Here is a 21,399-nt window from a genome sequence, read left to right as displayed (position 1 = left end):
TCCCGCGCACTTAGCGGCCAGGAACCGCGAGGGTTGCGATGACGGCTGCGTGGTCGCTGCCCGGGACCCGGTGGACGGAGTAGCCGGTGGCGGTGATCTCCGGGGTGGTCACGATGTGGTCCAGGACAACGCCGGGCAGCGTCATCCCCTCCATGGGCCAGGTGGGGATCAGCCGTCCGTTGTTCGCGATCCCGGCATCCACCAGCCTGCGCCCGTCGGTGCCGCCGGCGAGCGGTGCATCCAGGAGCCGCCGGAACTCAAGGTGGTCGTAGCCGGCGTTGAAGTCGCCCAGCAGCACCCGGTTCCCGGGCCTGGATCCGAGACGCCCCACGGCCGCCAGGTCGTGCCGCCACTGGGCGATCCGGGAGTCCACCGGCGGCAGGGTGTGCACATTCGTCACCTCGAAAACGGCCGAAAGGCCACCGGCCTTCGCCGTCACCCGGATGGTCGGCATGTGGAACGGTGTGTCGGGAAGCAGGCCCACGGCCTCCAGCGGATACGCGGAGTACACCGCGCTGCCGGCTGCGTCCTCCGTCGGACTGCTGATCCGGTACGGCAACAGCCCCCGCAGTCCGGCTCGTTCCAGCGCCGCTTCAAGGGAGGCGGAGTGTTCCTGGACTGCGAGCAGCCTTACACCGTTCTCCCGGACCAGGCGGACCACTTCCGCAGCGTCCGCCTGCCCGTACCTGGAGTTGATGCTCATCACCGGCAGTTCCACGGTGTCCGCCGAGCGGGGCAGGTACCGGTTGAAATCCAGCGGGAACAGCCAGAATAGCTGCGCCAGCAGCAGGAGGGCCGCGACCACGCCAAGCCACGTCCGGCGGCTGAACGCGGCCAGACCCGCCGCCGCTGCTGCCGGAAACACCGCCCACGGCGTGAACGCCAGTAACTGGACCACCGGCGTCGGCCATTCCACGGGCAGGGCCCGGAACAACGACAGCACCGCCACCGAAAGGGCCGCCAGAACGGCCAGGACGAGCACGGTACGGCGCCGGGAGCGCGGCTTGCCGCGGGCAGCACGAGTCATGAGCCCGAGTCTAGGCCCCCTCCGTACGACAACTCATGCCGGGTGGACGTCCAGGTGGAGGCCGGTGTCCTGCTGCGGCTAGACTTGAGCCACAAGCACTGACCCGGCCATCACCGGTGAGCTTCCGGAAGAACCCTCCCGCGCGCCGGGGGCCAGTAGAACCGGACGGGTAAGCCCGTCACAGCAGCAATGAGCGGCCGACGCCGGTCCCTCCCTTGGAGGGCAGGCGACGGTAAGTGAGGTGGTACCGCGGTACCGGTGCTGCGCAAGCGGCACGGGCGCCGTCCTCGCATCCTGACAGACAAACAGTCCCACCAGCTCAGACCAGGATTCGAGATGACCTTTTATCCCAAGGCCACAACGGCCGCTTCCGGCGACGGCACAGCCGCCGGTGTTTCCGCTTCCGTGAAGTTCCCGGACATCGAAGAGCGCATCCTCAAGTACTGGGATGAGGACGGAACCTTCCAAGCCAGCATCGACCAGCGCGAAGCCGGTCACGATGGCAGCAACGAGTTTGTGTTCTATGACGGCCCTCCCTTCGCCAACGGCCTGCCGCACTACGGCCACCTCCTCACCGGCTACGCCAAGGACCTGGTAGGCCGCTACCAGACCCAGCGCGGCAAGCGTGTCGAACGCCGTTTCGGCTGGGACACCCACGGCCTCCCGGCCGAACTGGAAGCCATGAAGCAGTTGGGCATGACGGACAAGACCCAGATCGAGGCCATGGGCATCGACAAGTTCAACGCGGCCTGCCGCGCTTCCGTCATGAAGTACGCCAACGAGTGGAAGGCCTACGTCACCCGCCAGGCCCGCTGGGTGGACTTCGAGAACGATTACAAGACGCTCAACGTCGAGTACATGGAGTCGGTGCTCTGGGCCTTCAAGCAGCTGCACGAAAAGGGCCTCACCTACAACGGTTACCGCGTGCTTCCGTACTGCTGGAAGGACGAGACGCCGCTGTCCAACCACGAGTTGCGCATGGACGACGACGTCTACAAGAACCGCCAGGACCAGACCGTCACGGTCACCTTCCCCGTCAAGGCAGGGGACTCCGAACTCTCCAAGGCGCTCGCAGGCGTGCAGGCGCTCGCCTGGACCACCACGCCTTGGACCCTGCCCACCAACCTGGCGCTCGCCGTCGGGCCGGAAATCTCCTACGCCGTGCTGCCCGCCGGGCCGAACGGCGTGAAGGCCGCCTCCGAGGAGGCGCCAGTCACAGGCCGCTTCCTGCTGGCCGCTGATCTGCTCGGTTCCTACGCCAAGGACCTCGGGTACGGTGACGGTGCCGCTGGCGCGGCGGCCGCCACCGCCGCGGTCGAGGCCAGCTACACCGGCGCCGAACTCGCCGGTCTTGAGTACGAGCCCCTCTGGAACGATTTCGCCGACGCCGAGAAGTACGGCACGCAGAACGCCTGGCGCTTCCTCGTGGCCGATTACGTCACCACGAGCGACGGCACGGGGATCGTCCACCAGGCCCCGGCCTACGGTGAAGACGACCAGAAGGTCTGTGAAGACGCCGGCATCCCCGTGGTGCTCTCTGTGGACGAGGGCGCCAAGTTCCTGCCACTGTTCTCGCACGGCGAGCTTGCCGGCATCGTGGGCCTGCAGGTCTTCGAAGCCAACAAGCCCATCACGCAGGTGCTGCGTGCCGACGGCCGCCTGGTCCGCCAGGCCAGCTACGAGCACAGCTACCCGCATTGCTGGCGTTGCCGCAACCCGCTGATCTATCGCGCCGTTTCCTCCTGGTACGTGGAGGTCACCAAGTTCAAGGACCGGATGTCCGAACTGAATCAGGAGATCAACTGGATCCCGGGCAACGTCAAGGACGGCCAATTCGGCAAGTGGCTGGAGAACGCCCGTGACTGGTCGATCAGCCGCAACCGCTACTGGGGCTCCCCGATCCCGGTCTGGCAGTCCGACGACCCGGAGTACCCCCGCACCGATGTCTATGGTTCGCTCGCCGAACTGGAGGCCGACTTCGGCCGCCTGCCGCTGAACAACGAGGGCCAGGTGGACCTGCACCGCCCGTTCATCGACGAACTGACCCGCCCGAACCCGGACGACCCCCGTTCGCCGGAAGAAGGGCAGTCCACCATGCGCCGCGTGGAAGACGTACTGGACGTGTGGTTCGACTCCGGCTCCATGCCTTATGGCCAGGTGCACTACCCGTTCGAGAACGGCGAGTGGTTCGACACCCACAACCCCGCAGACTTCATCGTCGAGTACATCGGGCAGACCCGTGGCTGGTTCTACATGCTGCACATCCTGTCCACCGCGCTCTTCGACCGCCCGGCCTTCCGCAATGTCATCAGCCACGGCATCGTGCTCGGCTCGGACGGACAGAAGATGTCCAAGTCCCTGCGCAACTACCCGGACGTCTCCGAGGTCCTGGACCGCGACGGTTCGGACGCCATGCGCTGGTTCCTGATGTCCAGCCCGATCCTGCGCGGCGGCAACCTGATCGTCACCGAGCAGGGCATCCGCGACGGCGTGCGCCAAGTCATCCTGCCGCTGTGGAACGTGTACAGCTTCTTCACCCTGTACACCAACGCCTCTAACGCAGTGGATGGAACAGCGCAGGGCTACGATGCCACGCTGCGCTACGACGGCTATTCCGATGAACTGGACCAGTACCTGCTGGCCAACACGGGCGACCTGGTGCGCTCCGTCACGGAAAGCCTGGACAGCTACGACATTTCCGGTGCCTGCGATGAACTGCGCAGCTACCTGGACATGCTCACCAACTGGTACGTCCGCCGCAGCCGCCAGCGTTTCTTCGACGAAAACACCGACGCTTTCGACGCCCTGTACACGGCGCTCGAAGCCGTGTGCCGCGTGGCCGCCTCCCTGCTGCCGCTGGTCACCGAGGAAATCTGGCGCGGCCTCACCGGCGGCCGCTCGGTACACCTGGCCGACTGGCCGGACGCGTCCCTGTTCCCGGCCAAGCCGGAGCTTGTGGCAGCGATGGACCGCGTGCAGCAGATCTGCTCCACCGGTTCGTCCCTGCGCAAGGCCGCCAAGCTGCGCGTCCGCCTGCCGCTGCAGGAACTGACCGTCGTGGCACCCGGCGCGGACGCGCTGGAAGGCTTTGCCGCCGTCGTCGCCGATGAACTCAACCTGCGTTCGGTCCGGCTGCTCGACGCCGCGGCCGCCTCGCCCGAGGAATTCGGCATCGAGCAGAAACTCGTGGTCAACGCCCGGGCCGCCGGGCCGCGACTGGGCAAGAACGTCCAGCAGGCCATCAAGGGTTCCAAGTCCGGCGACTGGTCGGTCAGCGACGCCGGTGTGGTCACCGCCGGCGGGCTCGAGCTTGAGCCGCAGGAATACACCCTGGAAACCGTGGTGGCGGAATCGGCCGACGGCGGTGCTGCCGCCAGCAAGGCTGTCGCCATGCTCCCCGGCGGCGGCTTCGTGGTTCTGAACACTGAAGTCACCCCGGAACTCGAAGCCGAAGGCCTGGCCCGCGACATGGTCCGCGCCATTCAGCAGGCCCGCAAGGACGCCGGACTGAACGTCAGCGACCGGATCCGCACCACCGTCAAGTCCAACCGGCAAATCTTCCACGCGGTACGTGACAACGAGGAGCTGGTCCGGACCGAAACGCTGACCGTTGAATTGCAGCTGGGTTCCAGCGGCGACGATACGGACCTTGAAGTCACTGTGGAAAAGGTGGACGCATGAGCGACGAATTCTCCGTAGAGAGCGTCTACGCCGAACTCCTGGGCCGTGCCCCGGAAAACAAGATGGAACCGCGCCTGGCGCCGCTGTTCCGGGCCATGGACGTCCTGGGGAAGCCTAACAAGGCGTACCCGATCATCCACATCACGGGGACCAACGGCAAGACGTCCACGGCGCGCATGATCGAGCGCGGGCTCATCGCCCACGGCCTCAGCACCGGCCGCTACACCAGCCCGCACCTGTCCAAGGTGACCGAACGGATCAGCATCAACGGCGAACCGGTGGATGACGCCACGTTCGTGCGCATTTGGGACGAGATCCGGCCGTACCTGGAGATCGTGGACAAGGAACTCGTCGCCGAGGGCCAGCCGCGGCTGACCTACTTCGAATGCCTCACCATCCTCGGCTTCGCTGTCTTCGCAGACCAGCCCGTGGACGTGGCGGTGATCGAGGTGGGCCTGGGCGGCATCACCGACGCCACCAACGTGGGCGACGGCCAGGTTTCCGTGGTCACCCCGATCTCGCTGGATCACACCGACCTGCTCGGGGACACGACGGCGGACATCGCCCAGGAGAAGTCCGGCATCATCAAGCCCGGCGGCTTCCTCGTCAGCGCCGCGCAGCCGGTGGACGCCGCCCAGGTGCTCCTGGACCGGGCCCGCGAGCTGGAGGTGCCGTTCCGCTTCGAAGGGGTGGAGTTCGGCGTCGAGTCGCGCAGCGTCGCCGTCGGCGGCCAGGTTCTGACCATCCAGGGCCTTGCGGGCCGCTACGAGGACATCCTGCTGCCGCTGCACGGCGCCCACCAGGCCGAGAACGCGGCCGTCGCGGTAGCGGCCTTGGAAGCGTTCTTCGGCGGGGGAGAGAAGGAACTCGACGGCCAGGTGTTGCGTGAGGCTTTCGGCAGCGTCACCTCCCCGGGCCGCCTGGAGGTGGTCCGTACCGCGCCGACCATCATCGTGGACGCGGGACACAACCCCGACGGCATCCGGGTCTCCGCCGAAGCCATCCACGAGGCGTTCAACTTCAGCAAGCTCGTGGTGGTGATCGGCGTGCTGCGGGAAAAGGACGCCGAGGAAATCCTGCGCCAGCTCAAGGAATCCCTGGGCGACCTCGCCGAGGAATTCTGCTTCACGCAGTCCAATTCGCCCCGCGCCATCCCCGCCGGGGAACTCGCGGAACTCGCCGTGGATCTGGGCTTCGGCGAAGAGAACGTGCACATCGCGGAAAGCCTCGACGACGCCATCGAATGGGCCGTTGAACGCTCCGAAGCCAACGACGACCTGGCTGGCGGCGTCCTCATCACAGGTTCCATTACGGTGGTGGCCGAAGCCCGCATCCTCCTTGGAAAGGCCGGTGCTTGACAATGGCGAAACTCACCAGGGCCCAGCGCGAATGGCGGCCGGGTATGCCGAAGAAGCGGCGCTCCACAAAGGTCATGTTCGCCTCCACCGTGCTGCTGCTTGAGGCCTTCGTGGCGTTCTTCGCCACCCTGGCCGTGTTCGGGCTCAAGCGCGGCGAGGTGCCACCGGCCCTGATCCTCGGTTTCGGGATCGCCCTCAGCGTGGTGCTGGTCCTCGCCTGCGCTGTGCTCAGCAAGCCGTGGGGGATCGGGCTCGGCTGGGCACTGCAGATCGTGCTGATCCTCACGGGTTTCGCTGAACCGATGATGTTCATCGTCGGGGTGCTCTTCGCTGCCTGCTGGTGGTACGGGGTCCGCGCCGGGATCCGGATCGACCGGGAGAACGTCCAGCGCGACCGGGAACAGGCCGCCTGGGAGGCCGAGCACGGCACGGACGGCCAGCAGGCCTGAGCGTTGCCTCCGGGTGACCCGGCGCATCGGAGCCGCCCGCAAACCCCGTAAACTGGCAGGGAAACCCACCACCACCGCATTGGAGCAACTGTGAGCATCGAGCGCACCCTCGTCCTGATCAAGCCCGACGGCGTCGCCCGCAACCTCAGCGGCAGCATCCTGGCCCGCGTCGAAGCCAAGGGCTACACCCTGGCCGAACTCAAGAAGGTCAACGCCAGCCGCGAACTGCTGGAGCAGCACTACGAAGAGCACGTCGGCAAGCCCTTCTACGAGCCCCTCGTCGAGTTCATGCTCTCCGGGCCGGTGGTCGCGGCGATCTTCGAGGGCCACCGTGTGATCGAGGGCTTCCGTTCGCTGGCTGGCACCACGGACCCGACGACGGCGGCCCCCGGCACCATCCGCGGCGACTTCGGCCGCGACTGGGGCCTGGCAGTCCAGCAGAACCTGGTCCACGGCTCGGACTCCGTGGAATCCGCCGAGCGCGAGATCAAGATCTGGTTCCAGGACTAATCCGCGCGAGCGTACAGTTGCGGCCCCGGAATCGGCGGCGATTTCGGGGCCGCAACTGTACGCTCGCGGGATGCTCCCGGGCCCGGCTCAGTAACCGGACGTGCCCACGAAGACGCTGATGAACGCGAAGAAAATGCTCGCAATCACGGCCACGTAAAGCAGCGCCACGATGATCCAGCCGTAGTCGCCCAGCACCTTGGCCACTCCTGCCGGCGCGGGAATCACGCCGTGCACCACGTTGCGGACGGTCACGAAGACGAACAACGGGATCATGCAGGCCCACACCACCATGCAGAACGGGCACAGGATGTGGATGACGTAGAGCGCCTGCGACCACAGCCAGACAATGAAGACGAAGCCCAGGGTCACCCCGGTCTGCAGGCCGACCCAGTACCAGCGCGCCAGCTTGGCGCCCGCGAACAGGGCCATCGCCGTTGTGATGATCACCGCGAACGCCACGATTCCGATGAACATGTTCGGGAAACCGAACACCGAGCTCTGCGGCGTCTTCATCACGTCACCGCAGGAAATCCACGGATTGATGTCGCACACCGTTGCGTGCTTGGGGTCGGCCAGCACCTGGAGCTTCTCCAGGACCAGCGCGCCGGAGGCCAGCCACGCGATGGTGCCCGTCAGCAGCAGGAGCCACGCGAACGGGATGTCCCGGGCCATCCGCGGCAGCTGTGCCTCCGCCTGGGAAAGTCCGCCCGAGGAGGCGCTTGCATGGGCCAGGTTGTCGCTGGCGGGGCTTGGCATGGGTGTGGGTCCCTTTCTGCTTGGTGCGGACTACGGGTGCTCCCGGCGCCGGTGCCGCTCTCTGGGAGGATTGTAGCGCCGCTGGCTTGGCGCAACGTCCAGCCTGACGCACTCAGTTCCGTCCATCCGGGCAGGTGTGTGAGAGAATGAACGTGGTCGGAGCCCGTTCCACATGCGGAATCCGGTCCGGCATCTTGCTCCCAAGACCGCCAGCCCTGAGCAGGGCATGCCCGGAAAACAGATTCCCGGCACGCCCGCCATGGCATGGGACGGCACCTGGTTGTGGTATTAGAACAGCGGGTTCGCAGCAGAGCCGGCTTTCCGTGTTTGCCGCACCCCCACGCTGGTGCGAACCGGAGAGACAACTGACGACTTCTGTCAACGCCTGCGGGTTTTGACAATATGTGCCCCACTGGGCGCCGGATGTGGCGGTCGCACAAGGGCAGGAGTGTTGCCACTTATGGATAACGATCAAGCAGTACCCGCCGCGGAGGATGCGGCAGCGGCAGAGACCGTGGAAGCACCGAAGAAGACCACCAGGACCCGCCGCAAGGCCGCTCCGAAGACGGAGGCCCCCGCCGAAGCCGTGGCGGCTCCGGACGAGGAAACCGAGGAAGCTCCGAAGGCCCCGGTCCGGCGCAGCCGGGTCCGCAAGAAGGTCGAGGCTGAGGAGCCGCTTCCGGCCTTCGCCGGGAACGACGCTGAGGCCGCCTCAGGCGCTCCGGCCGAAGCCGCTCCGGCCGAGCCGGCTCCCGTCGAGGCAGAAGCCGCGCCGGAAAAGCCGGTCCGCCGTCGTCGGACAAGCAGGGCCAAGGCGGCAAGCGGGGAAGCCGCCCCGGCCGAAGAGGCAGCAGAAGCGCCTGAGGCCGCCGCGGACGCACCCGCGGCCGCTGCTGAAGCCGAATCTGGCCCCGCTGAAGAGGCTGAGGAAACTGCCCCCGAGGAGGCGGCAAGCCCCATCGCATCGCTGTTCCTGGAACCGGCGTCCGTCACGTCGATGATCTTCCAGGCACCGGACCTGAGCACCGTCGTCCGCCCGGCTCCGGCCGCGGACGAGGACGAAGCGGAAGAGAACGACGAGGACAACGAACTCGAGGACGGCGGCAGCCGCCGTCGCCGCCGCAGCCGGGGCCGTCGCGGACGCCGCGGCAATGAGCGCGAGGACGGCAGCGAAGAAGAGAGTGAACCGTCCGACGACGACAGCGAGGCCGCTGAATCCCTCGACGACGGCGTGACCTCGCGCCGCCGCCGTCGCCGCCGCCGCGGCGACCAGGACCTTGAGCTGAGCGGTGGCGGGGACGACGACCCGCCCAACACGGTGACCCGGGTCCGTGCCCCGCGCACCCACACCGAAAGCGTCGGACCCGACCGCGTCACCAGCGTCAAGGGCTCCACCCGACTGGAAGCCAAGAAGCAGCGCCGCCGCGAATCCCGCGAAACAGGACGCCGCCGCCAGGTCATCACCGAAGCCGAGTTCCTGGCCCGCCGCGAATCCGTGGACCGGCAGATGATCGTGCGCCAGCGCGACGACAGGATCCAGATCGGCGTCCTCGAAGATGGTGTCCTGGCCGAGCACTTCGTGTCCAAGACCCAGCAGGATTCCCTGATCGGCAACGTCTATCTGGGCAAGGTCCAGAACGTGCTGCCGTCCATGGAAGCCGCGTTCGTCGACATCGGCCGCGGCCGCAACGCCGTGCTGTACGCCGGCGAGGTCAACTGGGATGCCGTCACCCTCGAAGGCAAGCCGCGCCGCATCGAAAACGCGCTGAAGTCCGGCGATTCGGTGCTGGTGCAGGTCACCAAGGACCCGGTGGGCCACAAGGGTGCCCGCCTGACCAGCCAGATCTCCCTTCCTGGCCGGTACCTCGTGTACGTGCCCGGCGGTTCCATGACCGGCATCTCCCGCAAGCTGCCCGACGTCGAGCGCAACCGGCTCAAGCGCATCCTCAAGGACCGCCTCCCGGAGAACGCCGGTGTGATCGTCCGTACCGCGGCCGAGGGAGCGTCCGAGGAGGAACTGACGCACGACATCAACCGCCTCCGCGCCCAGTGGGAAGGCATCGAGGGCCAGTCGACCTCCAACAAGGTCCTCGCGCCCGAACTGCTGTACGGGGAACCGGACCTCACCATCAAGGTTGTCCGCGACGTCTTCAACGAGGACTTCTCCAAGCTGATCGTCTCCGGCGAAGAGGCATGGGACACCATCGAGGCCTACGTCACCTACGTGGCGCCGGACCTGGTGGGACGCCTGGAAAAGTGGACCTCCGAGCAGGACATCTTCGCAGCGTGGCGCGTGGACGAACAGATCCACAAGGCCCTCGAGCGGAAGGTGTTCCTGCCCTCCGGCGGTTCCCTGGTGATCGATCGCACCGAAGCCATGACCGTGGTTGACGTCAACACCGGCAAGTTCACCGGCAGCGGTGGCAACCTCGAAGAGACCGTCACCAAGAACAACCTGGAAGCCGCCGAGGAAGTTGTCCGCCAGCTCCGCCTGCGCGACATCGGTGGGATCATCGTGATCGACTTCATCGACATGGTGCTCGAATCGAACCGCGACCTCGTGCTGCGCCGCCTGGTCGAATGCCTGGGCCGCGACCGGACCAAGCACCAGGTCGCAGAAGTGACGTCACTGGGCCTGGTGCAAATGACCCGCAAGCGCATGGGCACCGGCCTGCTCGAAGTCTTCGGAGAGCAGTGCGAAGCCTGTGCCGGCCGCGGTGTGGTCACCCATGACGAACCGGTGGAGCACCGCCGCGCCAACGTCGTGGCCGCCGAACACCACCGCCCGCACACGGAAGCCGGCCAGCAGCCTGCCCGCACGGAGCGCAAGCGCCGCCGCGGCAAGGGCGGGGGACAGGCAGCGCCGGAAGCCGCCGTTGCCGCGCCCGCACCGGAGGTTGCAGTTGACGCCCAGCGTCAGGCGAAGGCTGATGCGACGCGCGCTGCGTTCGCCAACATTGCCGCCGCCGCGCATGCGGCGCACCTGCACGACGACGAACTCCACGCGGCCGAGGCCCTCGCCGCGGCAGCAGCGACGGAAGCCTCCGAAGGCGGTCCCGCTGCCCGTGGTGCCTCCGGACCTGCCGACACCGGCGCGGCCTCGGCGGCGGCCGCGGCCCCGGCGGCTTCCAGTGCACCGGTGCTGCCTGTCCTTCGTTTCGGCGGAGAGGAAGTGGCGCTGCCGCTGGCCATCCACCACGAGGAACCTGCTCGAAGCGAGCCCGCGATGAGCCTGGACCTGCTCGCCCAGGCATTCGCCGGCCTTGGCCGGGAGGCTGCCGCCGGCGACGCTCCGGACACAGCGTCCGCAGGGGTCGACGCCGGCGACCTTCCCCGCAGCCGCCGGAGCCGCCGCAGCCGGAGCGCGAGCCGTGCCCAGGGCGCAGCCAACGCCACGACGGTGGAACAGCACACGACCACCGGCGCCAGCGGCGGTACCGCCCACGAGGCCAAGGCCCCGGCGGCGCTGCCGGACAACGCCGCGAAGCAGCCGGTAAAGAAGGCCGCCGATGAACCGATCATCCTCGGCGTCGGCGTTCCCAAGTCCGAGCTCTAGGAAGCCGGTTTCCTGACCGTGCAGGCCCCGTTGCCCCCGCTTTATCGCGTGAGGCAACGGGGCTTTTGCCTTTCCCGGGTCTCATTCCCGCCATGGCCGCTGTGGCTGGGGACCGGGCAAGGCGGGCCGTTAGACTTGGAACCCTGACACGGGGTGCCGCGCACCGATGCCGGCTGAGACCAGACCCGTTGAACCTGCCCGGTTAGTACCGGCGAAGGGATGTCCGCTTCATGGCACTCGCACCACTCACTCCCGTCTACCCTCTTGACCCCGCCGCTGCCCGGCCGCCTCGCGTGCTGAGCATTGCCGGGTCCGATCCCTCCGGCGGTGCCGGAATCCAGGCCGACCTCAAGAGCATCGCGGCCAACGGCGGCTACGGCATGGCCGTCATCACCGCGCTGACCGCGCAGAACACCAAGGGCGTGCGTTCGGTCCACGTTCCGCCGGTCGGATTCCTGCGCGAGCAACTGGATGCGATCAGCGAGGACATCACGGTGGACGCCGTCAAGATCGGTATGCTCGGCGACGCCGAGGTGATCGGGGAGGTCCGTCGCTGGCTCGTGGAGGTGCGCCCCGCCGTCGTCGTCCTCGACCCGGTGATGATCGCCACCAGCGGTGACCGGTTGCTGGAAAGCTCCGCCGAGGAAGCACTCCGGGCCTTGCTCCCGCTGGCTGACCTGATCACCCCGAACCTTCCTGAACTGGCCATGCTGCTGGGCGAAGACGAAGCCCGGGACTGGGCCTCGGCTCTGGCACAGGGAAAGCGACTCGCAGCGTCCACCGGGAGCACGGTGCTGGTCAAGGGTGGCCACCTGGCCGGCGAGGAGTGTCCCGACGCCCTCGTGAACACCACAGGCCTGCTCAGCCAGGACGTGGTGGAGGTTCCCGGACCCCGGGTTGCCACCAGCAACAGCCACGGCACTGGATGCTCGCTTTCGTCCGCCATGGCCACCGCCAAGGCGCGGCTGGGTAGCTGGGAGGAGGCCCTGCACGAGGTGAAGCCCTGGCTGCAGGAAGCGCTCGCCCGCTCCGGGGAGTTGGAAGTCGGCCAGGGCAACGGCCCCGTCCACCACTTCCACGGACAGGGACAGCTGCGGCCCGGCGGCTTCGCAGCGCAGCTATGGGACGCGGCGGAACTGGAACTCGCCGAAATCCATGCCCTCGGGTTCATCGGTGGACTGCAGTCCGGAGCGCTGTCGAAGGAACACTTCGGCTACTACCTGGCCCAGGACGCCCTCTACCTGAACGGTTATTCAAGGGTGCTGGCCCGGGCCGGTGCGCTGGCGCCGAGCGAAGACGAACAGCTGTTCTGGGCAAAGGGCTCCCAGCAGTGCCTGGAAGTCGAATCCGAGCTGCACCGGAACTGGCTCGGCGGCCGCATGGCCACCGAGACCGGCCCGGTCACGAAGGCCTACGTGGACCATCTGCTCGCAGCCTCTGCGTCAGGGAGCTATGGGGTGCTGGTCGCGGCCATCCTGCCGTGCTACTGGCTCTATGCCGAGGTAGGCCAGCGCCTGCACCACGAATTCGTCGCCGCCGGGGAGCCTGCCGGCCACCCCTACGCGGACTGGCTGCGGACCTACGCGGACGAAGCCTTTGCCGAGGCCACCCGGAAGGCGATCGACGTCGTCGACGTCGCCGCCCGTGCGGCGTCCGCGGCAGAACGTACCGCCATGCACGAGGCCTTCGTCCAGTCCTGCCGCTACGAGACGGCGTTTTTCGACGCTCCGAGGCTGCATGCCTGAGCGTGTCGGCCTTTCAGCGTGTCGAATCGGGCGTGCGCGGCCGGAGCGCCCGGAAACGGTAAGCTTGTGGGGCACGGTACCGGATGGCGGCATAGCCGCTGTGGCAGCCATCACACGGCACGCTCCGGGCCCGGCCTCATTTGCAGCCGAGGGCGAAACTAGCGTAATCTAGATCTTCGGTGCTTACGCCAACACTTGGGTTATGTCCCCTGGATCTGTTCAGGGATGACTCATGGGCTTCTTTCCTGGAGTTCACGGCGTTGAGGCACAGCGCGAATCAGGACCACAACGGCTCCGCGGGTTCCGCACGCAAATTTTGTAAGAAACGTCGAGAGAAGTGAGTGCCCAAGTGGTGTACGCGATTGTCCGCGCAGGCGGCCGCCAAGAAAAGGTTTCCGTTGGAGACTACGTAACCCTCAACCGCGTCCCCGGTGAAGTCGGAAGCACCCTCGAGCTGCCCGCACTGCTCCTGGTTGACGGCGACAAGGTCACCTCCGCTGCTGCGGACCTGGCCAAGGTCAAGGTTACGGCTGAGATCCTCGAAGACCTCCGTGGTCCGAAGATCGTCATCCAGAAGTTCAAGAACAAGACCGGCTACAAGAAGCGCCAGGGTCACCGTCAGGAACTGACCAAGATCAAGATCACCGGCATCAAGTAACCACTGGTTGCTTTCCGGGTTTCACCAGATTTCCCAAGAACCTCAAAGGCAGGCATTTCAAATGGCACATAAAAAGGGCGCGAGCTCCACTCGCAACGGTCGTGACTCCAACGCACAGCGCCTCGGCGTGAAGCGCTTCGGCGGTCAGGTTGTTTCCGCCGGCGAGATCATCGTCCGCCAGCGCGGCACCCACTTCCACCCGGGCGCCGGTGTCGGCCGCGGTGGCGATGACACCCTGTTCGCTCTGCAGGCCGGTGCTGTCGAATTCGGCACCCGCCGCGGCCGCCGTGTCGTGAACATCGTTGCTGCTGCAGCTGCAGAGTAACAACACATTCTGAACGGGTGGAGCGGGCCAGGCGGCCCGCTCCACTTGTCTTTTAACAGCATTAGAATCTTTTAGAGTTTTTGCATACACAGAGGAGAAAAACGTGGCCACCTTCGTAGACCGGGTAGTACTTCACGTATCCGGCGGAACAGGCGGCCACGGCTGTGTATCGGTCAAGCGGGAGAAGTTCAAGCCGCTCGGCGGTCCCGACGGCGGCAACGGCGGCAACGGCGGCGACGTGATCCTGCGCGTCGACGGCCAGACCACCACCCTGCTCGACTACCACCACGCCCCGCACAGGCACGCCACGAACGGCGGTCCCGGCATGGGCGACTGGCGCGGCGGCAAGAACGGCGAGACCCTGGTCCTCCCCGTCCCGGACGGCACCGTGGTCAAGAGCAAGGACGGCACTGTCCTGGCCGACCTCGTGGGCACCGGCGCCGAGTTCCTGGCCGCAGCCGGCGGCATCGGCGGCCTCGGAAACGCCGCGCTGTCCTCCCAGAAGCGCAGGGCCCCCGGCTTCGCCCTCCTCGGCATCGAAGGCGATTCCCGGGACATCGTCCTGGAACTGAAGTCGATCGCCGACATCGCCCTCGTTGGCTTCCCCTCGGCCGGCAAGTCCAGCCTGATCGCCGCCATGTCCGCGGCGCGGCCCAAGATCGCCGATTACCCGTTCACCACCCTCGTTCCCAACCTCGGCGTGGTCCAGGCAGGTGACGTCCGCTACACCATTGCCGACGTACCCGGCCTCATCGAAGGTGCCAGCGAAGGCAGGGGACTGGGCCACAACTTCCTGCGCCACGTGGAGCGCTGCGCCGCGCTCGTCCATGTCCTGGACTGCGGCACCCTGGAAGCTGACCGTGACCCGCTCTCGGACCTGGCCATCATCGAGAACGAACTCGAAAAATACGCCGTCGACATGAGCTACGCCGGCGCCGACGGCGAAGTGGTCCCGCTCAACGAGCGCCCCAAGCTCGTGGTCCTGAACAAGGTGGACCTGCCCGACGGCCGCGACATGGCCGAATTTGTCCGCCCCGACCTTGAAGCCCGCGGATACCGTGTCTTCGAAGTGTCCGCAACCAGCCACGAAGGCCTGCGGCCCCTGAGCTTCGCGATGGCCGAGATCGTCCAGGCCGCCCGCGACGCGGTGCAGGCCGCGCCGCCCAAGGTTGCCGCCCCGGTGCTGCGCCCGCGCGCCGTGAACGAAACCGGCTTCACGATCCGCCGCGAGGAAAAGAACCTGGAGCCGCTCTTCCGGGTCATGGGTGAGAAGCCCGAGCGCTGGGTCAAGCAGACCGACTTCAACAACGAAGAGGCCATCGGCTACCTGGCCGACCGCCTGGCCAAGCTCGGCATCGAAACGGAGCTCTACAAGATGGGCGCCACCCCGGGCGACACAGTGGTGATCGGCGGCGAGGACGGCGTCGTCTTCGACTGGGAGCCCACCATCATGGCCGGCGCGGAACTCCTCGCCACGCCGCGCGGCACCGACATCCGCATCGCGGACATCGGCGACCGTCCCACCCGTTCGCAGAAGCGCGAGGAGCAGGTCGAGCGCCGGGAAGCCAAGGCCGCCGCCCGCGCCGAACTCGAGGCCGAGCGGAAGGCAGGCATCTGGACGGAATCCGTCAGCCGCCGTCGTGCTGCCCGCCCCGTGACCGAAAGCGGCCTGGAAGACGGCGATGACGACTAGCGCACAGGCCCGGCCCGTCGCTATGGAACCTGCCGGACGAGAGGCGCTGGCCGCGGCCAGGCGGATCGTGGTCAAGGTCGGTTCCTCCTCGCTCACCAGCATCAAGGGCGGCATCTCGGAACGCGCCCTGACCGCCCTCGTCGATGCCCTCGCACGCAAGCGGAACGCCGGCAGCGAAATCATCCTGGTGTCCTCGGGCGCCATTGCCGCAGGACTCGCACCCTTGGGCCTGGCAAAACGGCCCAGGGACCTCGCCACCCAGCAGGCGGCGGCCAGCGTGGGCCAGGGCCTGTTGATGGCCCGCTACACCCAGGCGTTCTCGGCCCACGGCGTGACCGTCAGCCAGGTGCTGCTCACGGCTGATGACCTCATGCGCCGCACCCAGCACAGCAACGCCTACCGGGCCCTGGACCGGCTGCTCAATCTGGGCGTGGTCCCGGTGGTCAACGAAAACGACACCGTCGCCACGCATGAGATCCGCTTCGGCGACAACGACCGCCTGGCCGCCCTGGTCGCGCATCTGGTGCGCGCCGACGCGCTCGTGCTGCTGTCCGACGTCGACGCCCTCTACGACGGCCCGCCCGCCAAGGGTGCCAAGCGCATCCCGCTGGTCACCGGCCCCGCGGACCTCGAAGGGGTGACCATCGGCAAGGCCGGCAAAGCCGGCGTCGGAACCGGCGGCATGATGACCAAGGTCGAGGCAGCCAGTATCGCCGCCGGCTCCGGAATCCACGCCCTCGTCACCTCCACCGCCAACGCAGGCGCGGCACTGGCGGGCGAGGACGTCGGCACCTGGTTCGCCGTCAACGCCGGGCGGAAGCCCGTCCGGCTGCTGTGGCTGGCGCATCTTGCCTCCGTGCGTGGCCGCCTGATGCTCGACGACGGCGCCGTCCGGGCCGTGCGCGACCGCCACACCTCGCTTCTGCCCGCCGGAATTTCTTCCGTGGCCGGCGATTTCGAAGCCGGGGACCCGGTGGAAATGGTGGCCGGCGACGGGACCGTGATCGCACGGGGCCTGGTCAACTACTCCGCCGAAGAGCTTCCGCGCATGCTCGGCCGCTCCACGAAGGAACTCGCCAGGGAGCTGGGCAGCGGATATGACCGCGTTGTTGTCCATGTTGACGACCTCGTTCTGGTCCCGTAGCAGGCTCCACTAAACTTGGACCATGACTGAAGCACTGACTCCCCAGGCCGTTTCCGACGCAGCAACCACCGGTCCCGTTTCCGGTGCCGTTCCGCCGGCGGAAACCCCGGAGTCGCTGACGCCCAAGGAACTCAGTGCAGAGGACGTTGAGGCGGCCGTCCACGCCATCGCCGACCGCTCCCGCAAGGCCGCCCGCCGCATGGCGCAGGCCAACCGGGCGTGGAAGGACCGCGCGCTGCATGCAATCGCCGAGGCACTCGTGGCACAGCAGGCCGCCGTCCTCGCGGCCAACGCCAAGGACGTGGAGGCCGGCCGGGCCAACGGGACGTCCAAGGCCCTGCTGGACCGGCTCACCTTGACCCCTGCCCGCATCGACGGCCTCGTGGCAGCCCTCGAAAACCTCGCCGGCCTGCCCGATCCCGTGGGCAACGTGGTCCGCGGCCAGACGCTGCCCAACGGCCTCCGCCTGCGCCAGGTCAACGTGCCCATGGGCGTGGTCGCGGCGATCTATGAGGCCCGCCCCAACGTCACCGTGGACATCGCCGGCCTGGCCCTGAAGAGCGGCAACGCCGTGATCCTGCGCGGCGGCTCCGCCGCGGCGCACACCAACGCCGCCCTCGTGGTGATCCTGCGTGACGCCCTGGAATCGGTGGGCCTGCCTGCCGACGCTGTCCAGACCGTGGACCAGTACGGCCGCGAAGGTGCCAATGTGCTGATGCGCGCCCGCGGACGGGTTGACGTCCTTATTCCGCGCGGTGGCCGGGACCTTATCCAGACGGTCGTGAACAACTCTTCCGTGCCGGTGATCGAGACCGGTGAGGGCAACGTGCACATCTTCATCGATGAGTCCGCCGGTGAGGACATGGCCGTGGAGATCCTGCTCAACGCCAAGACCCAGCGGCCCAGCGTCTGCAACACGGTGGAGACCCTGCTGGTCCACTCCGGATCCACAGTGCTGCCCGCCGTCGCGTCCGCGCTGAAAGCTGCCGGCGTCACGCTGCACGTCGACGACCGGGTGGCCCAGGCCCTCGCGGGCACGGTGGAAACCGTGCCGGCCGATGACGACGACTGGGCCACCGAATACATGGACCTGGACCTCGCGGTGGCCATGGTGGACAACGTGGACGCCGCCGTGAACCACATCCGCAAGTGGACCACCGGACACACCGAAGCGATCCTGACGAACAACCTCGCCAACGCGGAGAAGTTCATCGCCGAAATCGACTCCGCGGCCGTGATCGTCAACGCCTCCACCCGCTTCACCGACGGCGGAGAGCTCGGCCTCGGTGCCGAAGTCGGCATCTCCACCCAGAAGCTGCACGCCCGCGGTCCCATGGGACTGACGGAACTGACCACCACCAAGTGGATCGTCCAGGGCGAAGGCCAGGTACGGGCCTAGGCCGGTGCCGGCGGCGGGCGTTGCCGTAACGCCAACGCTGTAACATAGAACAGAAGTCCGAAGCGGCGGGAGGATCCGCCGTCGAAATCCTTTGAACCACTAGGGGAGAACATGCAGTTTCAACAGATCGCCGTTTCCATTGCCGCGCAGGGCGGCGAAGGTGGCCACGAGGAACTGGCTCCGCTGTGGGCCGAGCCGTGGGTTTTCGGTGTCACCATGTTCGCCATCCTGTGCGTCCTGATGTTCGTCACCCTGTCCTACACCAACCTGGGCAACCGCCACGAGCCGGTCGACGAGCACTCGGATCCGCACCGCCAGCACCCGGCCAAGCACTCAGGGTTTGGCCACTAAGATTTCCGCCGCAAAACCCTTCGAGGTCACGGATCGCAGGATCCGCCTGGGCGTGATGGGTGGGACGTTCGATCCCATCCATCACGGCCACTTGGTTGCCGCGAGCGAAGTCGCCGCGAAGTTCCATCTGGACGAGGTCGTTTTCGTGCCCACGGGGCAGCCTTGGCAGAAGTCCAGCAGGCAGGTCAGCGAACCTGAACACCGTTACCTCATGACGGTGATCGCCACGGCATCGAACCCGAACTTCACCGTCAGCCGCGTGGACGTGGACCGTCCCGGTCCCACCTTCACGATCGACACGCTGCGCGACCTGCGGGCCCTCCGCCCGGATGCCGACCTGTTCTTCATCACCGGTGCCGATGCCCTGGCCCAGATCCTGTCCTGGAAAGACGTGGATGAGCTCTGGAAGCTGGCGCACTTCGTGGGCGTCACCAGGCCCGGGCACGTGCTCGATGACATGGGCAGGGAGGACGTCAGCCTGCTCGAAGTGCCCGCCATGGCCATTTCCTCGACTGATTGCCGCGCCCGTGTGGCCGAAGGCAGCCCGGTGTGGTACCTCGTTCCCGATGGCGTGGTCCAGTACATCGCCAAGTACGGGCTTTACGCGGCCAAGAAGCCCGCAGCGTCCGTGTCGTCATTGACCGGATCAGACCGCCGAGCACTTACTGAGTGAGTTTTGAATGAGCCAGGAACAGCCCCCTATCCGCAGCCGGCGTGAACTTCGTCGAGCCCGGGAACAGCACCTGGAACAGACGCCACTGGAACACGTGGCAGGCACCGGCAAGCCTGCTGAAGCCCCCAAGAAGTCCGGCCCCGAAACCGGGCGCGTACGGCGCGTAGCGGACGCCCCGGTGGACGCGACGCCGTCCGAGCGCTCCTCCCAGATCAGGGCGCGCGACCGTGCGGCGCTGCGGGCGATCAAGGAACTCGCGGACAAGGAAGGGCAGCTGTCCAAGGGCGGCCCGCCGACGCGCAGGCAGCTCCGACTCCAGCAGCTCCAGGAGGAACTGGCTCCCGGCACGTCCATGCTTCCGGTGGTCGCTCCGCCCGCGGGATCGGCGGCCGTTGGTTCGGCATCCGCCGACGCGCCGCCGTCGGCGATTCCGCTTGTTCAGCAGGCAGTTCCCGGCGGCAGGTCCGCGCAGCCCGGTCCCTACCGCACCGCTCCCGACGGCGCCATCCGGGTCACTGCCGGGCCTCCCGTCTCCGCCGCAGAGCCAGCCCCCGCGGAAGCTCCCGCGGCGCGGCCGGAGATGTCGGTTGAGCAGGCCCTTGCTGCCCGGGAACTGCTGACGGCACAGGCCCGGAACCAGGCCAACAAGCTCGAACACATTGCCTCATTGGAGAACGCTTCCGGTGAGGCCGCTGACGCGCAGGCGGCGGGGGAGGTTCCCGAGGACCAGCAAGCGCTTGCCCGGCAGATCGCCGAGGCCGAACGCGAAGCCATCCTCAGCAAGCGTGCCGAGGCCAAACAGAAGCTCGCTGAGCAGACGGCCCGTCCGGCCGCCGCCAAGAGCGGGCCTGCGACGGCGAACAACCTGGCCATGGTGACGCCGCTGGAATTCGTCAAGGTTCCGGGCGTCGAGCGTCCCATGATGAAGCCGCCGGCAACCAGCTTCGTTCCTTTGGTGACCTCGGCCGGGCCGAAACTGAGCAAGGACCAGGCAACAGCTGCGAAACAGCGCAGCAAGCGTGGCCGCTCGGCGGTGCTTGCCCGGGCTGAGGCCGCGGCGAAGGCGCCCCGCACGCGGACAGTGGAGGACGCAGCCGTCGACTCCGAGGGGGCGTCACCGGCGGCACCCGTGTCCGCGCGCGCCGCCTACGGGCTCGACCCCCTCGACGCCGCAACGGCCGGGCTGGCGCGTGCGCGCCGGCAGCAGTTGCTCATCCTGTGCTTGGCGGTGGTCGCGGCAGCCGCCGTCATTGCCGGCATTGTTTTCATCGCCAGCGGCATCTCCCGCTGAAGCCCCAGACGTTGGCAGGCATTGGCCTGCACCGCATTAACCACCACACAAGGAGTCCCGTGACTGCACATGAATCGTCCATCGTCCTGGCCCGCCACGCCGCCCGCGCGGCAGCGGACAAGCTCGCTGAGGACATCGTCGCCCTGGACGTCAGTGACCGCCTCGCCCTCACCGACGTCTTCCTGATCGCTTCCGCGCCCACCGAGCGCCAGGTCAACGCGATTGTCGACAGCATCGAGGAGGAGCTGCTCAAGCAGGACCTGCGCCCCGTGCGGCGCGAAGGCCGCTCCGAAGGCCGCTGGGTCCTGCTGGACTACGCGGACATCGTGGTGCATGTCCAGCACAGCGAGGATCGGGTGTTCTACGCCCTGGAACGGCTCTGGAAAGACTGCCCTGTGGTGGACCTCGAGCTCAACGGCAAGGACCACGGCGCGTCGGCAATCCAGGAAGGCGCCTGAGCAAGAACCCCGGATTGGCGGGGCAGAACGGCCAAAGTATGCCCGATTTGGAATTTTCGGAACGGCTGTTCTAAGATATTGGAGTTGCTTCGCCGCAAGGCAGGGCGGGAAAGACTTTCCCAAGTCTTTCCTGCTTCATGAAGCAGCGAGAATATGGGGGTATGGCGCAGTTGGTAGCGCGTCTGCATGGCATGCAGAAGGTCAGGGGTTCGAATCCCCTTACCTCCACCAAACGAAAAAGGAACCGTCAGGAATGACGGTTCCTTTTTCGTTTCCGCAGGGATTCCGGAGCCATTGGATCCTCCGGCTTCCCGGGGCCACGTGC

17 protein-coding genes, 1 tRNA gene and 1 riboswitch are annotated in these 21,399 nt (G+C 67.2%); of the genes, 16 read left to right on the top strand and 2 right to left on the bottom strand.

Features of this window, described 5'->3' with window-relative positions:
• Positions 1 to 10: 10 nt before the first annotated feature.
• Positions 11 to 1,027 carry an endonuclease/exonuclease/phosphatase family protein gene (locus DWV11_RS09750; RefSeq protein ID WP_115788694.1) on the bottom strand — a complete coding sequence of 339 codons (1,017 nt, stop codon included), beginning with the start codon at positions 1,025 to 1,027 and terminating at the stop codon, positions 11 to 13.
• A gap of 336 nt (positions 1,028 to 1,363) precedes the next feature.
• Here DWV11_RS09750 and ileS point away from each other — a divergent pair, with 336 nt between their 5' ends.
• From ileS to ndk, 4 genes are all read left to right on the top strand, one after another.
• Positions 1,364 to 4,708 carry an isoleucine--tRNA ligase gene (ileS, locus tag DWV11_RS09745; RefSeq protein ID WP_115788693.1) on the top strand — a complete coding sequence of 1,115 codons (3,345 nt, stop codon included), beginning with the start codon at positions 1,364 to 1,366 and terminating at the stop codon, positions 4,706 to 4,708.
• The gene (locus tag DWV11_RS09740) at positions 4,705 to 6,066 is read left to right on the top strand and encodes a bifunctional folylpolyglutamate synthase/dihydrofolate synthase (RefSeq protein WP_115788692.1); all 1,362 of its coding nucleotides are present in this window, start codon (positions 4,705 to 4,707) and stop codon (positions 6,064 to 6,066) included. The genes ileS and DWV11_RS09740 overlap by 4 nt, the downstream gene beginning before the upstream one ends.
• Before the next feature lie 2 nt (positions 6,067 to 6,068).
• Entirely contained in the window at positions 6,069 to 6,515 is a 447-nt protein-coding gene (locus DWV11_RS09735) for a DUF4233 domain-containing protein (protein WP_115788691.1), read from the top strand.
• A gap of 90 nt (positions 6,516 to 6,605) precedes the next feature.
• Positions 6,606 to 7,025 carry a nucleoside-diphosphate kinase gene (gene ndk / locus DWV11_RS09730; RefSeq protein WP_115788690.1) on the top strand — a complete coding sequence of 140 codons (420 nt, stop codon included), beginning with the start codon at positions 6,606 to 6,608 and terminating at the stop codon, positions 7,023 to 7,025.
• Between the two features lie 87 nt (positions 7,026 to 7,112).
• On the opposite strand, the gene DWV11_RS09725 is transcribed toward ndk, so the two are convergent.
• Positions 7,113 to 7,781 carry a vitamin K epoxide reductase family protein gene (locus DWV11_RS09725; RefSeq protein WP_115788689.1) on the bottom strand — a complete coding sequence of 223 codons (669 nt, stop codon included), beginning with the start codon at positions 7,779 to 7,781 and terminating at the stop codon, positions 7,113 to 7,115.
• 460 nt (positions 7,782 to 8,241) lie between these two features.
• On the opposite strand from DWV11_RS09725, the gene DWV11_RS09720 reads away from it, so the two are divergent.
• From DWV11_RS09720 to DWV11_RS09665, 12 genes are all read left to right on the top strand, one after another.
• Complete coding sequence (locus DWV11_RS09720; protein WP_115788688.1) at positions 8,242 to 11,337, top strand: Rne/Rng family ribonuclease; 3,096 nt, start codon at positions 8,242 to 8,244, stop codon at positions 11,335 to 11,337.
• 139 nt (positions 11,338 to 11,476) lie between these two features.
• Positions 11,477 to 11,574, top strand: a riboswitch (TPP riboswitch).
• Positions 11,568 to 13,082 carry a bifunctional hydroxymethylpyrimidine kinase/phosphomethylpyrimidine kinase gene (thiD, locus tag DWV11_RS09715; RefSeq protein WP_115788687.1) on the top strand — a complete coding sequence of 505 codons (1,515 nt, stop codon included), beginning with the start codon at positions 11,568 to 11,570 and terminating at the stop codon, positions 13,080 to 13,082. Its footprint overlaps the riboswitch before it by 7 nt.
• A gap of 349 nt (positions 13,083 to 13,431) precedes the next feature.
• Positions 13,432 to 13,740: a 50S ribosomal protein L21 gene (gene rplU, locus DWV11_RS09710; protein WP_070347480.1), complete on the top strand. Its 309-nt coding sequence runs from the start codon at positions 13,432 to 13,434 to the stop codon at positions 13,738 to 13,740.
• A gap of 61 nt (positions 13,741 to 13,801) precedes the next feature.
• Positions 13,802 to 14,065, top strand: coding sequence for a 50S ribosomal protein L27 (gene rpmA, locus DWV11_RS09705; RefSeq protein ID WP_070347479.1), 264 nt, complete (start codon positions 13,802 to 13,804; stop codon positions 14,063 to 14,065).
• 103 nt (positions 14,066 to 14,168) lie between these two features.
• Positions 14,169 to 15,758, top strand: a complete 1,590-nt coding sequence (gene obgE, locus DWV11_RS09700; RefSeq protein WP_115788686.1) for a GTPase ObgE — start codon at positions 14,169 to 14,171, stop codon at positions 15,756 to 15,758.
• The gene (gene proB, locus DWV11_RS09695; protein WP_115788685.1) at positions 15,748 to 16,902 is read left to right on the top strand and encodes a glutamate 5-kinase; all 1,155 of its coding nucleotides are present in this window, start codon (positions 15,748 to 15,750) and stop codon (positions 16,900 to 16,902) included. Before obgE ends, proB begins: the two co-directional genes overlap by 11 nt.
• A 22-nt stretch (positions 16,903 to 16,924) precedes the next feature.
• On the top strand, positions 16,925 to 18,301 hold the full coding sequence (locus DWV11_RS09690; protein WP_115788684.1) for a glutamate-5-semialdehyde dehydrogenase: 1,377 nt from the start codon (positions 16,925 to 16,927) through the stop codon (positions 18,299 to 18,301).
• 111 nt (positions 18,302 to 18,412) lie between these two features.
• Positions 18,413 to 18,652 carry a hypothetical protein gene (locus DWV11_RS09685; RefSeq protein WP_115788683.1) on the top strand — a complete coding sequence of 80 codons (240 nt, stop codon included), beginning with the start codon at positions 18,413 to 18,415 and terminating at the stop codon, positions 18,650 to 18,652.
• 1 nt (position 18,653) lies between these two features.
• Positions 18,654 to 19,325 carry a nicotinate-nucleotide adenylyltransferase gene (gene nadD / locus DWV11_RS09680; protein ID WP_281269613.1) on the top strand — a complete coding sequence of 224 codons (672 nt, stop codon included), beginning with the start codon at positions 18,654 to 18,656 and terminating at the stop codon, positions 19,323 to 19,325.
• Between the two features lie 7 nt (positions 19,326 to 19,332).
• The gene (locus DWV11_RS09675; RefSeq protein WP_115788681.1) at positions 19,333 to 20,616 is read left to right on the top strand and encodes a hypothetical protein; all 1,284 of its coding nucleotides are present in this window, start codon (positions 19,333 to 19,335) and stop codon (positions 20,614 to 20,616) included.
• Positions 20,617 to 20,675: 59 nt separating this feature from the next.
• The gene (rsfS, locus tag DWV11_RS09670) at positions 20,676 to 21,074 is read left to right on the top strand and encodes a ribosome silencing factor (protein ID WP_115788680.1); all 399 of its coding nucleotides are present in this window, start codon (positions 20,676 to 20,678) and stop codon (positions 21,072 to 21,074) included.
• 155 nt (positions 21,075 to 21,229) lie between these two features.
• Positions 21,230 to 21,305: transfer RNA gene (locus tag DWV11_RS09665), tRNA-Ala, on the top strand.
• Positions 21,306 to 21,399: the final 94 nt, after the last annotated feature.

This window comes from Arthrobacter silvisoli, assembly GCF_003369445.1.
In the GTDB taxonomy this organism is placed as follows: domain Bacteria; phylum Actinomycetota; class Actinomycetes; order Actinomycetales; family Micrococcaceae; genus Arthrobacter; species Arthrobacter silvisoli.
This window is presented reverse-complemented; position numbering and strand designations above follow the sequence as displayed.

What these genes read in the sequence shown, in the direction of transcription:
- DWV11_RS09750 (WP_115788694.1), bottom strand. Translation starts at nt 1,027, where the DNA reads ATGACTCGTGCTGCCCGCGGCAAGCCGCGCTCCCGGCGCCGTACCGTG.
- ileS (WP_115788693.1), top strand. Translation starts at nt 1,364, where the DNA reads ATGACCTTTTATCCCAAGGCCACAACGGCCGCTTCCGGCGACGGCACA.
- DWV11_RS09740 (WP_115788692.1), top strand. Translation starts at nt 4,705, where the DNA reads ATGAGCGACGAATTCTCCGTAGAGAGCGTCTACGCCGAACTCCTGGGC.
- DWV11_RS09735 (WP_115788691.1), top strand. Translation starts at nt 6,069, where the DNA reads ATGGCGAAACTCACCAGGGCCCAGCGCGAATGGCGGCCGGGTATGCCG.
- DWV11_RS09725 (WP_115788689.1), bottom strand. Translation starts at nt 7,781, where the DNA reads ATGCCAAGCCCCGCCAGCGACAACCTGGCCCATGCAAGCGCCTCCTCG.
- DWV11_RS09720 (WP_115788688.1), top strand. Translation starts at nt 8,242, where the DNA reads ATGGATAACGATCAAGCAGTACCCGCCGCGGAGGATGCGGCAGCGGCA.
- thiD (WP_115788687.1), top strand. Translation starts at nt 11,568, where the DNA reads ATGGCACTCGCACCACTCACTCCCGTCTACCCTCTTGACCCCGCCGCT.
- rpmA (WP_070347479.1), top strand. Translation starts at nt 13,802, where the DNA reads ATGGCACATAAAAAGGGCGCGAGCTCCACTCGCAACGGTCGTGACTCC.
- proB (WP_115788685.1), top strand. Translation starts at nt 15,748, where the DNA reads ATGACGACTAGCGCACAGGCCCGGCCCGTCGCTATGGAACCTGCCGGA.
- DWV11_RS09690 (WP_115788684.1), top strand. Translation starts at nt 16,925, where the DNA reads ATGACTGAAGCACTGACTCCCCAGGCCGTTTCCGACGCAGCAACCACC.
- DWV11_RS09685 (WP_115788683.1), top strand. Translation starts at nt 18,413, where the DNA reads ATGCAGTTTCAACAGATCGCCGTTTCCATTGCCGCGCAGGGCGGCGAA.
- DWV11_RS09675 (WP_115788681.1), top strand. Translation starts at nt 19,333, where the DNA reads ATGAGCCAGGAACAGCCCCCTATCCGCAGCCGGCGTGAACTTCGTCGA.